The 14,188-nt window shown below is 71.1% G+C and carries 13 protein-coding genes and 1 tRNA gene; 5 read left to right on the forward strand and 9 right to left on the reverse strand.

What is annotated here, in order from left to right; translation table 11 throughout:
- Positions 1 to 287: 287 nt before the first annotated feature.
- From AC1DWP_RS05940 to AC1DWP_RS05975, 8 genes are all read right to left on the reverse strand, one after another.
- Positions 288 to 1,058: a hypothetical protein gene (locus tag AC1DWP_RS05940; protein ID WP_477613541.1), complete on the reverse strand. Its 771-nt coding sequence runs from the start codon at positions 1,056 to 1,058 to the stop codon at positions 288 to 290.
- Between the two features lie 153 nt (positions 1,059 to 1,211).
- A complete protein-coding gene (gene rplA, locus AC1DWP_RS05945; protein WP_477613542.1) occupies positions 1,212 to 1,931 on the reverse strand; it encodes a 50S ribosomal protein L1 in 720 nt (239 codons plus the stop codon).
- A 230-nt stretch (positions 1,932 to 2,161) separates the two neighbouring features.
- Positions 2,162 to 2,596, reverse strand: coding sequence for a 50S ribosomal protein L11 (rplK, locus tag AC1DWP_RS05950; RefSeq protein WP_056924021.1), 435 nt, complete (start codon positions 2,594 to 2,596; stop codon positions 2,162 to 2,164).
- Between the two features lie 92 nt (positions 2,597 to 2,688).
- Entirely contained in the window at positions 2,689 to 3,585 is an 897-nt protein-coding gene (gene nusG / locus AC1DWP_RS05955; RefSeq protein WP_477613543.1) for a transcription termination/antitermination protein NusG, read from the reverse strand.
- Between the two features lie 65 nt (positions 3,586 to 3,650).
- Entirely contained in the window at positions 3,651 to 3,920 is a 270-nt protein-coding gene (secE, locus tag AC1DWP_RS05960; RefSeq protein WP_477613544.1) for a preprotein translocase subunit SecE, read from the reverse strand.
- A 59-nt stretch (positions 3,921 to 3,979) separates the two neighbouring features.
- A tRNA-Trp gene (locus tag AC1DWP_RS05965) sits at positions 3,980 to 4,052 on the reverse strand.
- Between the two features lie 197 nt (positions 4,053 to 4,249).
- On the reverse strand, positions 4,250 to 6,835 hold the full coding sequence (locus AC1DWP_RS05970) for an AAA family ATPase (protein WP_477613545.1): 2,586 nt from the start codon (positions 6,833 to 6,835) through the stop codon (positions 4,250 to 4,252).
- Positions 6,836 to 7,151: 316 nt separating this feature from the next.
- On the reverse strand, positions 7,152 to 7,457 hold the full coding sequence (locus AC1DWP_RS05975) for a DUF4242 domain-containing protein (protein WP_477613546.1): 306 nt from the start codon (positions 7,455 to 7,457) through the stop codon (positions 7,152 to 7,154).
- A gap of 251 nt (positions 7,458 to 7,708) precedes the next feature.
- Here AC1DWP_RS05975 and AC1DWP_RS05980 point away from each other — a divergent pair, with 251 nt between their 5' ends.
- The 5 genes from AC1DWP_RS05980 (at position 7,709) to AC1DWP_RS06000 (ending at position 13,045) form a co-directional block, all read left to right on the forward strand.
- Positions 7,709 to 9,010, forward strand: a complete 1,302-nt coding sequence (locus tag AC1DWP_RS05980) for an aspartate aminotransferase type Ic (RefSeq protein ID WP_477613547.1) — start codon at positions 7,709 to 7,711, stop codon at positions 9,008 to 9,010.
- Between the two features lie 107 nt (positions 9,011 to 9,117).
- Complete coding sequence (locus tag AC1DWP_RS05985) at positions 9,118 to 10,437, forward strand: MFS transporter (RefSeq protein ID WP_477613548.1); 1,320 nt, start codon at positions 9,118 to 9,120, stop codon at positions 10,435 to 10,437.
- Positions 10,434 to 11,447, forward strand: a complete 1,014-nt coding sequence (locus AC1DWP_RS05990) for a TolB family protein (protein ID WP_477613549.1) — start codon at positions 10,434 to 10,436, stop codon at positions 11,445 to 11,447. Before AC1DWP_RS05985 ends, AC1DWP_RS05990 begins: the two co-directional genes overlap by 4 nt.
- A gap of 52 nt (positions 11,448 to 11,499) precedes the next feature.
- On the forward strand, positions 11,500 to 11,997 hold the full coding sequence (locus tag AC1DWP_RS05995; RefSeq protein ID WP_477613550.1) for a DUF5709 domain-containing protein: 498 nt from the start codon (positions 11,500 to 11,502) through the stop codon (positions 11,995 to 11,997).
- Between the two features lie 19 nt (positions 11,998 to 12,016).
- The gene (locus AC1DWP_RS06000) at positions 12,017 to 13,045 is read left to right on the forward strand and encodes an adenosine deaminase (protein ID WP_477613551.1); all 1,029 of its coding nucleotides are present in this window, start codon (positions 12,017 to 12,019) and stop codon (positions 13,043 to 13,045) included.
- A gap of 64 nt (positions 13,046 to 13,109) precedes the next feature.
- On the opposite strand, the gene AC1DWP_RS06005 is transcribed toward AC1DWP_RS06000, so the two are convergent.
- Positions 13,110 to 14,186 (reverse strand): UDP-N-acetylmuramate dehydrogenase, encoded by a 1,077-nt coding sequence (locus AC1DWP_RS06005; RefSeq protein ID WP_477613552.1) that lies wholly within the window; start codon positions 14,184 to 14,186, stop codon positions 13,110 to 13,112.
- Between the last annotated feature and the right edge of the window lie 2 nt (positions 14,187 to 14,188).

Here is a 14,188-nt window from a genome sequence, read left to right on the forward strand (position 1 = left end):
TCCCTTCCGTGTGTTCGACCGGCCGGAGCTGGAGGCCACACGGAAAGAGCCCCATGCACAGGGCACGGGGCTCGCACGCGGGCAGGCTCTGGGAGCCGGCACTGCGGGTGAATCGTGGCCTGCGCTGGACGCCCACCGGAGTGGAACCTTCGGTCACGTGCTGCCTATTGCGGTGGCACGCGACAACCGAGCGGTCTTTGGTCAGGGTCCAGAGTACGGGTGGGCGGGCCCCCGACCAAATCGCTGTCTCCCGGCGCCCCCGGGCACCGCCCGGTCGACCCGTCGGCTCACGGGACCTTGAAGGTGCCCACCTGACTGGCGGGTGGTGCGGTGATGGTGACCGGCTTCCCCCAGCCGCCGAACGTGCCGCCGACGGTCTGTCCCTCGACCTCGACGGTCATCGAGACGGGCCTGTCCTTGGCGTCCAGGACGTAGCGGGTGGTGACCGGGGCCATCGACGGCACCGCGCCCTGGCCGGCTTCGCCGAGGAGCTTGGCCGGGTCGATCGACACCTCGTAGGTCGTCCCGGTGGCCGACGAGCTCACGACCGTGGCCTCCGCGCCGACCATCGCGTCGGCGAACTGGCGGGGACTGCCCATCTGGCCCAGCATCCCGGAGAACAGCTGGCTGGACGGGTCCTTGGCCTTGGGGTCGATCTTCACCCAGGGCTTGGTCGAACCGGGGAGGCCCTTGATGTAGAGCACGCCGTCGATCGACACGATCTCCATCCGGACGCCCTCGAGCGCCATGACCATCCGCTGGCGCATCGTGCCCTTCCTCATGATGAAGGAACCGCTGGCCGTGCCCCCGGCGCCGACGTTCATGGTCATCGTGCCGGAGCCGGCCTTCACCATCGCGGCGAGCATGCGAGTACCGAGGTCGCCCCCGTCGACCGTCGTGCCGACCGCGAGACCGGCAGCGGAGGCAGAGCTCGACGCCGTGGTCGAGCTGGTCGAGGGTGTCGCGCCGGCGTTCGACACGGCAGGCGTGGTGCTGCCGCAGGCGCCGAGCGCCAGGGTCGCGGCAAGGGCGAGGGCGGCGCACGAGATGGTCTTCACAAGAATCCCCCAGGACGGGCACGTGGGGCACGTCCCCGACGGCTGCGTCCACGCTACCCCGACAGCCACGCCCGGCGCCGGGATTCGGGCAGACGAGAGCCCGCCCCCGGTGCGGGTGGCGGGCTCTCGGCAGGACTGCGGCGAGGCTGGGACTCAGGCGGTGGCCTCGTCCTCGACCAGCAGGTTGCGGGTGCGGGTGTAGTCCAGCGGGATGCCGGGGCCCATCGTCGTCGACAGGGTGGCCTTCTCGATGTAGCGGCCCTTGGAGGAGGACGGCTTCAGGCGCAGGATCTCGTCCAGCGCGGTCGCGTAGTTCTCGACCAGCGACTTCTCGTCGAAGGAGGCCTTGCCGATGATGAAGTGGAGGTTCGCGTGCTTGTCGACACGGAACTCGATCTTGCCGCCCTTGATGTCGGTCACGGCCTTGGCCGTGTCCATCGTGACCGTGCCGGTCTTCGGGTTGGGCATGAGACCACGCGGGCCCAGGACCTTGCCGAGACGACCGACCTTGCCCATCATGTCCGGCGTCGCGACGACCGAGTCGAAGTCGAGCCAGCCGCCGGCAACCTTCTCGAGCAGCTCGTCGGAACCGACGAAGTCGGCGCCGGCCTCACGGGCGGCCTCGGCCTTGTCGCCGTTGGCGAACACGAGGACGCGGGCGGTCTTGCCCGTGCCGTGCGGCAGGTTGACGGTGCCACGGACCATCTGGTCGGCCTTGCGGGGGTCGACGCCGAGCCGCATCGCGACCTCGACCGTCTCGTCGTACTTGGCCTTGGCGGACGCCTTGGCGAGGCGGACGGCCTCGAGGGGGGCGTAGCTCTTGGTCGCGTCGATCTTGTCCGCGGCCTCGCGGTAAGCCTTGCTGCGCTTCATTTCTGCTCCTTGGTCTTTCAATGGTGCTGCCTGGGTGTTTCGGTGGAGTTGTGGTCTGTACGGACCAGCGCGGTCCTGCCACGTGCCCCGGTATGCCGCGTGGGCGGCATACCGAGTGGGTTTCCTGCAACCTTTGCTAGCAAAGGTTGCTGGTTGGTGGACAGGTTGCAACCTGTCCAGCGTCACCTAACCCTTGCTAGCAAAGGTTAGGTGACGTCGGGGGGTGTAGATCAGAGGGTGGTGTCGATGCCCATCGAGCGGGCGGTGCCGGCGATGATCTTCATCGCCTGGTCGATGTCGTTGGCGTTCAGGTCTTCCATCTTCTGCTCGGCGATGGCGCGGACCTGGTCGGCCGACAGCTTGGCGACCTTGGTCTTGTGCGGCTCGCCGGAGCCCTTGGGCACACCCGCGGCCTTCTTGATCAGCTCGGCGGCCGGCGGCGTCTTGGTGATGAAGGTGAAGGAACGGTCTTCGTAGACCGTGATCTCCACGGGGATGACGTTGCCGCGCTGGGACTCGGTCGCAGCGTTGTACGCCTTGACGAACTCCATGATGTTGACGCCGTGCTGGCCGAGGGCCGGGCCGACGGGCGGGGCGGGCGTGGCCGCGCCGGCCTGGATCTGCAGCTTGATGAAGCCGGAGATCTTCTTGCTCTTGGGAGGCATTGCTGTGTTCCTTCTGTTGTGGTGGGCCTACGCCGTGGGCGATGACCCGGTTGCATGCTCCCGGGATGCCGGGAACAGGTGCTGTCGTGCGCTCAGATCTTGGCGACCTGGTTGAACGACAGCTCGACCGGGGTCTCCCGGCCGAAGATGGAGACGAGCACCTTGAGCTTCTGGGTGTCGGGGTTGATCTCGGAGATCGTCGCGGGAAGGGTCTCGAACGGCCCCTCCATGACGGTGACGGACTCGCCGACCTCGAAGTCGACGACCGCGGCTTCCTTGGCCTTGCCCGCGCCACCCCCGGCGGCGCCGGCAGTCGCCGGGCTCTCCAGGTCGGCCGGAGCGAGCATGGTGAAGACCTCGTCGAGGCTCAGCGGCACCGGCTGGTGGGCGTTGCCGACGAAGCCGGTGACGCCGGGCGTGTGGCGCACGGCGCCCCACGACTCGTCGGTGAGGTCCATGCGGACGAGCACGTATCCGGGCATCCGGACGCGGCGCACGAGCTTCTTCTGGCCGTTCTTGATCTCGGTGACCTCTTCCATGGGCACCTCGGCCTCGAAGATGAAGTCCTCCATGTTGAGGGAGGTCGTGCGGTTCTCGAGGTTGGCCTTCACGCGGTTCTCGTAGCCGGCGTAGGAGTGCACGACGTACCAGTCGCCGAACTTGGCGGCGAGAGCGTCCTTGAACTCCTGCACGGGGTCGGCCGGCGGGGCGTCGAGGTCCTCGGTCAGGGCGTCGGAGTCGTCAGCCGAGTCGCCCTCGGTGGCGTCGTCGGCGGCTGCGTCGTCGGAGGCTGCGTCGTCGGAGGCTGCGTCTCCGGAGAACGTCAGGCTCGACACCTGCGGCTGGTGGGCCTCGCTGTCGGCGGCGTCGGTCTCGTCGCGCTCGACCTCCAGGTCGGACTGGGGGTCGGCGTCCTCTGCGGCAGCACCGTCAGCCGCGACCTCATCGGTCTCGGGCTCGGCGTTCTCGGTGGTCCACTGGTCGGACACGCTGATGACCTACTTCCTTCTGGTATTCGCCGGGTGACCCCGGGGTGTCTGTGGCAGGACGGCGGTCAGCCGCCGAAGACCCACAGCACGAGCTTGGTGAAGCCGAAGTCCACGGACGCGACCAACGCCATCACGAACGTCACGAACACGATCACGACGATCGTGTAGTTGACCAGTTCGGACCGCGTCGGCCGGACGACCTTGCGGAGCTCGTCGAGGATCTGGCTGACGAAGAGGGACATCGAGCGGAAGAACCGCGAAATCGGGTTGCCGCCCTTGTCACTCTTGCGGCCGGTGCGACCAGAGCCGCGGGTGTCCGCGCTCACGTCCGTCACGATGCCTCTGCTTTCACTCATGTATGCCGTGACCGGGTCCGGTCACAGGTCCTGCTACGCAGGGCAGGAGGGACTCGAACCCCCAACCGCCGGTTTTGGAGACCGGAGCTCTACCAATTGAGCCACTGCCCTACGGAACTCTCCGCGGGGGCGGTGGGTTCCGGGAGGCTGACCTGACCCGTTCGCGGGCATGCCAGAAGCATGGCCAATGTCAACCGAGGAGAAAGCATACGTGAGGCCCGCTGCCGAACGCGAACTCGCCGGTGAGGCCCGCGAGCGCGACTCCTGTCACCCGCCCGCGGCGCGCCGCCGACGCCGTGCCGGCACCTCTAGACCAGGCCCAGCTCCGAGGCTCGCCGCACGACGTCGCGCCGGGTCCCCAGCCCCAGCTTCGTGAGCACGGCGGAGACGTGGTGGTCGGCAGTGCGCGGGGAGATGTACAGCTTGTCCGCGAGCTCGGCGTTCGTGAGCCCCAGCGCCACCAGTCGGGCGACGTCGAGCTGGCGGGAGGTCAGCCCGGACGGGTTGGCGACGGTGGTCGCGCGGCGACGGGCGGGCACCCTGGACAGGCCGCGCTCGCGCAGCACGCCACGGGCCCGGTCGGCGGCTGCCCACGCACCCATCGTCTCGAGGTCGGTGAGGGCACCGACCGCCACCTGCTCGTCGGTCGACCCGATCCGCGCCAGCGCGGACTCGTAGGGCGCTCCCAGGGCCCGCCACTGCTCCGCCGCCTCCTCGTACCTCCCGTCCAGCTCCAACGCACTCGGCTCCGCGACCACGGCTCCGGCCAGTGCGTCGCCGACGGCGTCGGGGTCCAGCCGGTGCAGCCACACGGCGAGGCGCCCGGTGGACCACTGCACCCCGGGCAGCCTGCCCACCTCACGCAGCAGGGCGCCGGCCTCGTGCACCACGGCGTCGGCGTCGACCGGCGCCGGTCCGTGCGTGTCCAGCAGCCAGGCCCGCTCGGCCTCGGCCGCCATGACAGCCAGCAGCGCCAGGGGCTCGTGCATCTGCTCGGCGAGGATGCGCGCCTGCCCCAGGTGGTCCTCGCCCTCCCGCGCGGCCTCGCCGCGACGCAGGGCCACCAGGCCCGCCACCAGGTGCGGCCACAGGCTGGCGATCGGCGCCCCGCCGTCGAGCACAGTCCGCGCGTCCTCGAGGCCGGCCTCCCACCGACCGCGCTCGAACTGCAGTCGCGACCGCACGCCGGTCTGCCACTGCTCGCAGATCGGGATGTCACGGTCGACGGTGAAGGGGATGGACTGCTCCAGCAGCCTCTCGGCGTCGCGGAACCGTCGCTGCTCCACGTCGATGGCGACCAGCTGGGACCACCCGGTCGAGGCCGTCTCGTCGAAGAGCCGCGCGGCCGCGTCATGGACCAGCGTGAGCAGCCGGTCGCGCGCGGCGAGGTCGTCGCCCATCAGGAGGTCGCCGGCGGTGCCGAGGATCTCCGATCGCACCAAGAGCTCGTCGTCCGACCGCTCCTGCGCCAGCGAGCGGGTGACCGCCCTGCCCTCCGCGGTGGCGTCGGCGTCGTTGCGACGGAACGCCAGCAGCATCTCCAGGGACAGCGCTGCCCCGTATGCCGGGGCGTCGCGGTGTCCCAGGGCCAGCTCGACGTGGTGCTCGGCCGCGGACCTCCGGGCCGAGTAGTACTCGATGAGGGCGCGCCTGCTGTGCGCTGCCGCGACTCCGTCGTCGTCGCGGGCCTCCGCCCACAGGCGGGCGGCCTCGGTGATCGAGGAGACGGCTTCGGACAGCCGGCTCACCATGTACTGCTGGAAGCTGAGCCGCTCCAGCAGCGCGGCCCGCTGGGCCTGGTCGCCTCCGGGGGCTGCACGAGCCAGCTCCAGGAACGAGACGGCCTCGCGGTGCGACCCAGCCTGCGCAGCCTCAGCGGCTGCCCGGTCGGCGTAGGCGCGCGTCCGCTCGGAGTCACCTGCCGCATGGGCGTGGTGGGCCAGCACGGCCGCATCGGCGCCCACGGCCTCCAGTGCATCGAGCACCCGCGCGTGCAGCCGGGCGGCCACCCCGGGCGCGATGGAGTCCTCGACGGCCCTGCGTGCCAGCTCGTGGCGGTATCCGACGCCGCGACGTGACCGTTCCAGGAGACCCGTGGCCTCGAGCCTGCGCAGCTGGGGCATGTCGATGGCCAGCCTGGGCAGCACGCGGTCGTCGAGGGAGTCGGGGGCCGTGGCGATCACCTGGAGCACCTCCAGGTCGGCGCCGCCGACCGCGCTCGTGCTGGCGAGCACGGCGTCGCGGACCGACGTGGGCAGCTCCTCCCCCGGGTGCCGGGCGATCTCGGTGACGAAGAAGGGGTTGCCGCCGGTCAGCGCGAGCACCGACGGCGGGTCGATCCCCGTGCCCTCGAGGACTGCGCGGATGGCGCCGATCGACAGACCCTTCAACGTGATGGTGCTGCCGGCGTCGAGCCGGGCGATGTCACCGAGCAGCGGACGGAGGGCATGGTCGGGTCCGACCTCGGCGTCACGGTAGGTGAGGAGGACGACGAGGGGCAGGGTTTCCACGCGTCGGGCCACGAAGCGCAGCACCTCGACCGACGCCTCGTCCACCCACTGGGCGTCCTCGATGACGAGGGTGGTCGGCTCACCCGCCACCGCGCCGAGCAGCCGTTCGGCCAGCGGCACCGGTGATCCCGGGTCCGCCCCCACCTCGACCCCGAGGTCGGCCAGCACGTCACGCAGCGGCCCGAGCGGTCGCGGGGTCTCCAGGGGATCGCAGAGCCCCCGCGCGACCCGGGTCCACCGTTGTCCTGTTGTCGCCACCCTGACGAGGGCGGACTTGCCGGCGCCAGCCTCCCCGGCCACGGCGACCACGCACCCTTGGGTGCGGCTGCGCTCCAGGGCCGCACGCAGATGCTCCAGCTGCGGCTCCCGCTCCACGAGCTCCACCCCGACAGGGTACGAGCCGCCGGTTGCGTCCCGAAAGCCCTCCGAGCCGGCCGGGCGACTCGGGGTGGTGGGCCTGTGGGCGCCGGGAGACGCCGACCGGGGACGGGCGGGCTGGGTGGCCGTTCCGTCCCCGGTGGCGGTGCCGCGACGGTCAGGGCGACCGACGACGGCGAGGTGGGTCACCGGGATTCGGCCCGGCGCCGGCGACGGACGTCGAGGACGATCCGGCGGGCGCTGCGCGGGCCGACCGGCCGCATTGCCCCCCTCCGGCCTCCGTCGGCCACGTCGTTGAGGAAGACATGCATCTGGGCGTCGATCATGCCGTCGCCCCCGCTCGTTCGCGTTCGAGCTCGGCCGCGGTGTGCGACCCGAACTCGGCCACGACCTCGGCGACCACCTCGCACGGAAACCCGCCCCGGCGGGCGTGCTCGCGGATGGTCTCGGCGTCCTCGGCCTCGTGGACGCAGTAGATCTTGTCGCCCGCGACGTAGCTGGTCACCCAGGTGTAGGGCACTCCCAACGACTCCACGGCCGCGTTGGACGTCCGGGAGATCTCGGCGAGCTGCTCGTGCGTGAGCTCACTTGCACCCTGGACCTGGCGCTCGATCAGAAAACGCTTCATTGGACTGTTCCTTCTTCTCGTGAGGTGCAACGGCCTCGTGCCGCCGCCCTCCAAGAGTCCGGTCGGGAGTGCCTCCCGGGCATCGGTACCCACTGCCCATCTGTCCTCCGCTCACCTGCCCACGTTCCCGACCCGCCTGGCGCCCCGACCCCCAGCGCCCCGACCCGGGTGCGGCACCCCGCCGCGCCCGCGGTGACCGGGCTGCGGACGGTGCCTTCGCGGCATACCGGGGCTCTGGGAGCATGGGAGGCGTGACCGAGCAGACCGCCACCGCCACCACCCCCCTCGCCGAGCGTTCACCGCAGGAGCTCGAGGCCTTCGCCGCCGAACAGCAGGAGGCGTATGCCGCGCTGAAGGCGCGCGGCCTGTCACTGGACCTCACGCGTGGCAAGCCCGCCGCGGCCCAGCTCGACCTGGCCGACGACCTGCTCAGCCTGCCCAAGGGCGTCAAGGACGCGAGCGGCGTCGACACCCGCAACTATGGCGGGCTCGAGGGGATCAAGGAGCTGCGCGAGATGTTCGCCGAGCTGCTGTGGGTGGAGCCCGAGCAGGTCGTGGCCGGCGGCAACTCCAGCCTGGTGATGATGCGCGACGTGCTGGTCGACCTGTGGCTGCACGGTGCCGTCGACAGCAAGCGCCCCTGGAGCCAGGAGGAGAAAGTCACCTTCATCTGCCCCGTGCCCGGGTACGACCGCCACTTCACCCTGCTCGAGTGGTTCGGCATCGACATGGTGACCGTGCCCATGCACGAGGACGGGCCCGACGTCGAAGCCGTGGCGACGTTGGCGGCGAGCGACCCGAGCATCAAGGGCATGTGGCTGGTGCCGACCTACGCCAACCCGACCGGGTCGGTCGTCACCCAGGAGATCGCCGCCCGACTGGCCGCGATGGAGACGGCCGCACCCGACTTCAAGATCTTCTGGGACAACGCCTACGCGTTCCACCACCTCACCGAGGACGAGGCCAAGAGCGCCGACATCCTCACCCTGGCTGCCGCCGCCGGACACCCGCACCGGCCGATCATGTTCGCCTCGACCTCCAAGATCACCCTGGCCGGCGCCGGTGTCGCGTTCCTGGCCGGGTCGGTCGAGACCGTGAAGTGGTACACCGGCCACCTGGGCAAGGGCGCGATCGGACCCGACAAGGTCAACCAGCTGCGGCACGCGCAGTTCTTCGGCTCACCGCAGGGCGTCCGCGACCATATGGCCAAACACCGCGAGGTCATCGCCCCGAAGTTCGCCGAGGTCGAGCGGATCCTGACCGAGCGGCTTGGCGGCCTGGGCGTCGCGACCTGGACCAGGCCGACAGGTGGCTACTTCGTCAGCCTCGACGTGCTCGACGGCACCGCCTCCCGAGTGGTGCAGCTGGCCAAGGAGGCCGGGATCGCCCTCACGCCCGCCGGTGCCTCGTTCCCCCACGGGACCGACCCCCGCGACCGCAACATCCGCCTCGCCCCGACCTTTCCCCCGCTGGAGCAGGTCAGCGAAGCCATGGAGGCCGTGGCCACCTGTGTCCTGCTCGCCTCCGTGGAGAAGGTGCGCGGCGAGGGGTGATGGCTGGGCGCCGCCTGTGAATCACGCAAAAGCTCCGGCGGTGCCCGCACGGCATACCTAGAATTGGCGGAACTGGCCGGGCCGACTCCGGCGCCGAGGGGGCGCGCGTGTATCTCAGCGACCGGCCGCGGGACGCGGCCGGCACCGAACGCCCCGCTGCCGCGCCCGAGAGCGGGCTCACGAGCGGGCCCACGAGCCCGTCCACGCGCACGTCCACGACAGGGCGCCGAGTGGGGTCGACCGTCATCCTGCTCGGCTTCGTCAGCCTGCTCACCGACATCTCGTCGGAGTCGCTGTCGGCGGTGCTGCCGCTCTACCTGACCGCCGTCCTCGGCCTCTCGCCACTGGCGTACGGCTTCGTCGACGGGCTCTACCAAGGGGTCAGCGCGCTGGTCCGGATCCTCGGTGGATGGCTGTCGGACCGGGCGGACCGGCCCAAGTGGATCGCCTTCCTGGGCTACGGGCTCTCGGCCGTCACCAAGGCCCTGCTCATCCCGGCGCAGGGGCTGGCCGCCGTCACCGCCGTGATCACGGTGGACCGGCTCGGCAAGGGTCTTCGCACCGCACCGCGAGACGCGATCATCGCCGCGTCGACCCCTGAGCCGTCGTTGGGCCGCGCGTTCGGCGTGCACCGGGCGCTGGACACGACCGGGGCGGCGATCGGACCGCTCATGGCGTTCTCGATCCTCTGGCTCGTGCCCGGCGACTACCGCGCGGTCTTCATCGCCTCGCTGGCCGCGGCGTTGTTCGGGCTGGCGCTCCTGGGCCTGATGGTTCCCGACGTGCGACCCCGACGGGCCGCGCGACGGGCGGCCGCACCGCCCGTCGCACCGTCCTGGCGCAGCCTGGCCGACCCTCGGTTCGGTCGCGTCGTGGCGGCGTCCGCGGTGCTGGGGGTGCTCACGATCAGCGACGGCTTCCTCTACCTCTCGTTGCAGCAGCGGGACGACTTCGCCGGCACGTGGTTCCCCCTCCTGTTCGTGGGCACGAACCTCGCCTACCTGTCGCTGGCCGTTCCCTTCGGCCGCCTGTCCGACCGGCTCGGTCGGGCCAAGGTGCTCGTCGGCGGCCACCTCCTGCTCGTCGGCGCCTACCTGTGCGCAGCCCTGCCGACCGGGGGGCTGGGGCTGACCGTCGCCTGTCTGCTCCTGCTCGGCGGGTTCTACGCGTGCACGGACGGTGTGCTGGCCGCGCTGACCTCCACGCTCGTGCCCGCGCCGATGCGAGCCAGCGGCATCGCGACGGCCCAGACCGTCGTGGCACTGGCCCGGTTCGCGTCCTCCCTGGTCTTCGGTGCCCTCTGGACGGGGCTGGGTCGTTCGACCGCCGTGTATGCCGTGGCGGCAGCCTTGGTCGTGGCGGTGGCCGTCGCGTGGTGGTTGCTCCGCGACGTCGACCGGACCGCGCAGGAGCTGGTGGCGGCATGAGCCTGCGACAGCGCGTCGTCGCCCTGGTCGCCGTCGGTGTGCTCCTGGTCGGCGGGACGACCGCCTACCTCGTGCTGTCGCGGGCCACGCAGCAGGAGGCTGTTCGCAGCGCCACCCCACAGAGCACGGTGTCGTTGGCCCAGGTGGCCAGCAGCCCACGCATCGTGTTCCGCAACACCGCGATCGGGCCGGTCTACGGTCGCGTGGCGATGGTTCCGCTCACCGATCCCTCAGGTCCACGTGCCGTCACGGCGACCTCTTGCGACCGGGTCTTCGTCGCCCGCACCCGCACCCTCTGCCTGGCCTCCGACGCAGGCATCGTCACGACCTACACGGCCAAGACCTTCGTCGACGCCGAGGGGCCGGTGCAGGATCTGCCGCTCACCGGCATACCCAGTCGGGCTCGGTTGTCCGACGACGCGTCGCTGGCCGCGACGACGAGCTTCGTGTCGGGCGACTCCTACGCCTCTGCCAGCTTCTCCACCCGCACGGTCGTCTCCCAGATCGGCACCGACCGCAGCTACGACCTCGAGAACTTCCGGCTGGTCCACCAGGGCAAGGCCATCGCCCCGTCCGACCGCAACTACTGGGGCGTGACGTTCGCGAGCGACGACGACGCCTTCTACGTCACGGTGAAGTTCGGGAAGACGACCTGGCTCGCCTCGGGTCGGCTCTCGACCAGGACCGTCCAGACCCTCCGCTCGGACGCAGAGTGCCCCTCCCTGTCCCCGGACGGGACCAAGGTGGCCTACAAGAAGCTCGGCACCCGCGGTCCCGGTGACTGGCGCCTGGCGGTGATGGACATCGCGACGGGCACGGAGGTCGCGCTGACCGAGCAGCACAGCGTCGACGACCAGGTCGAGTGGCTGGACGACCACCAGATCCTCTACGGGTTGCCGGGTGAGGGCACCCACGCCGCCGAGACCAACGTCTGGGTGGTGCCCGCAGACGGCACCGGGGCGCCGCGGCTGCTGATCGCGAAGGCCTGGTCACCGGCCGTCGTCCGCTGAGGCCCCCACCCACCGCCTTGCGGTGCCGGCCGCGCTGTCGCAGGGTGGGGACATGAGCGATCAGCCGGGAACGGAAAGCTTCGAGGACGACCTGGGCAGTGTCAGCCTGGACGACGGCGTGGACGCCGGCAGCGGTCAGGACCAGCTGCTCGACTCCAGCGAGGGCGACAACGAACCGTCCTCACCGCCCGACCTCCAGCCGCGCGCGACCGAGTGGGGCACGACGGCCTCCGAGCAGGGCCAGGAGGAGACCATCGAGCAGCGCATCCGGCAGGAGGTGCCGGACCCGGACTCCGCCTACGGCGCCCCGGACGACGAGGGCGGCCTCGACGCCGAAGCCCGCGTGGGTGGCGCGGACCCCGACTCCATCGCGGCGGAGGACGACTACCTCGGCGACGACGCCGTGGGGGACGCGAGCGTCGGACAGCTGACCGATCCCGACGAGGGGGACCGTCCGGACGAGGAGAGTGAGCTCGTCGGCGACGAGTCGAGCCCCAGTGGCGATCTGCAGAGCCCGGAAGAGGCAGCCATGCACATCGTGGAGGACTAGCCCTGCCAGACTGCTCCGCATGCGCCCGGTGACCGCCCTCCCGAAGGCGCACCTGCACCTGCACTTCACCGGTTCGATGCGCGTGGAGACGGTGCGCGACCTCGCGCAGAAGCACGCCCTCCACCTGCCCGAAGCCCTGACGACCGGGTACCCGCCGCAGCTGAGCGGACGGGACGAGCGCGGCTGGTTCCGGTTCCAGCGCCTGTACGACGCTGCTCGCGCGTGTGTGCGCGACGAGTCCGACCTGCGCCGGATCGTGCGTGAGGCAGCGCAGGACGATGCTGCCGAGGGCTCGCGCTGGCTCGAGATCCAGGTCGACCCGACGTCGTACGCGCCCTTCGTCGGTGGCATCACCCCAGCCCTCGAGATCGTCCTCGACGAGGCGGCGGCCGCCTCCCGCGAGGAGTCCACTCAGGTGGCGGTCGTGGTGGCAGCGAGTCGGATCCGCCACCCGCTCGACGCCAGGACGCTGGCCCGCCTCGCGGCGCACCACGCCGGCGAGGGGGCGGGCACCGTCGTGGGTTTCGGACTCAGCAACGACGAGCGGCGCGGTCAGACGTCCGACTTCGCGCCGGCCTTCGAGATCGCCCGGCGCGCCGGACTGGCCCTGGTGCCGCACGCAGGGGAGCTCCTCGGCCCGGCGGCGGTCGAGGCGACACTCGAGGCCATCCACCCCGACCGGATCGGCCACGGCGTCCGCAGCGTGGAGGACCCGAGGGTGCTCGACCTCGTCGCGGAGTCCGGGGTCGCCCTGGAGGTCTGCCCGCGCAGCAACATCGCGTTGGGGGTCTACGACAGCCCCGCGCAGGTGCCGCTCCGCATGATCGTGGAGCACGGCATACCAGTGGCGTTGGGCGCCGACGACCCGCTGCTGTTCGACTCCCGACTGGCCGACCAGTACGAGCTGGCGCGCACCGCCCTCGGCTTCACCGATGACGAGCTGGCCGAGCTGGCCCGGGGCTCGGTGACCGCGTCGAGCGCGCCGACGGCGGTGCAGAAGGCGGCGCTGGACGACATCGACGCCTGGCTCGCGGCCCCGACTGCCTGACTGCCTGACTGCTGTGAGTTTGCAGGATCCGCCGGGTCAGGACGCGGCGGATCCTGCAAACTCGCTACAGCTCGTGGCCCACGAACACCGGCTCGTTGACCAGGGTGACCCCGAACGCGTCGTGGACGCCTTGCTGGAGGTGCCGCGCCAGGGCCGCGACGTCGTATGCCGTGGCCTCACCACGGTTGGTGATGGCCAGGGTGTGCTTGGTCGACAGGGCGGCCCCGCTGCCGGGCAGTGCGAAGCCCTTGCTGAAGCCGGCCTTGTCGATCAGCCAGGCCGCCGAGGTCTTGACCCCGCCGTCCGAGTCCGAGAAGCGAGGGGGCGCCGACGCCTCTGGTCCGAGCCGGGACGCTGCCCGGGTCGCCAGGGCTGCGAACCGCTGGGCCGACAAGACCGGGTTGGTGAAGAAGGACCCGCAGGACCAGGTGTCGTGGTCGTCGGCGTCCAGGACCATGCCCCGCAGCCGCCGCTGCGCCAGGACTGCCTCGCGCGCGTCCGTCAGTGGCACCCGCTCCCCCGGTGACACACCGAGCTGACGGGCCAGGTCGGCATACCCGATCGGCTGGCTGAGCTCGCTGGGGATGAGCTGGAAGAGGACGTCGAGCACCACGTAGCGCGTGGTGGCCTTGAAGGCGGAGTGTCGGTAGGTGAAGGCGCAGTCCGCGGCCGCCAGGGTGCGCACCTGCTGCTGGGCGCGGTCGTAGACCCTGACCGACGCGATGGTCTGGGCGACCTCCTGGCCGTAGGCGCCGACGTTCTGGACCGGGGTGGCGCCGCTCGACCCGGGGATCCCGGACAGCGCCTCCACGCCCGACCAGCCCTCGGCAACGGCTCGCTCGACGAAGTCGTCCCACACCACACCGGCAGCCACGCGCACCATCACCCCGCCGCACAGGTCGGCGGACTCGACGGTGACGCCGTCGGTGGCCAGTCGCACCACGCTGCCGGCGAAGCCGGCGTCGGCGACGACGAGGTTCGAACCGCCGCCGATGACCAGCAGCGGCTCGTCGGCGTCGTCGACCTCGCGGACGGCGTCGACGACGTCGTCGATGGTCTGGGCGGTGACGAGCCGGGCAGCGGGACCGCCGACCCGCATGGTCGTCAGGGACGCCAGGGGGACGTCGTGCTCGTCGTGCATCG

It is taken from the genome of Pedococcus sp. P2_F6, assembly GCF_056403675.1.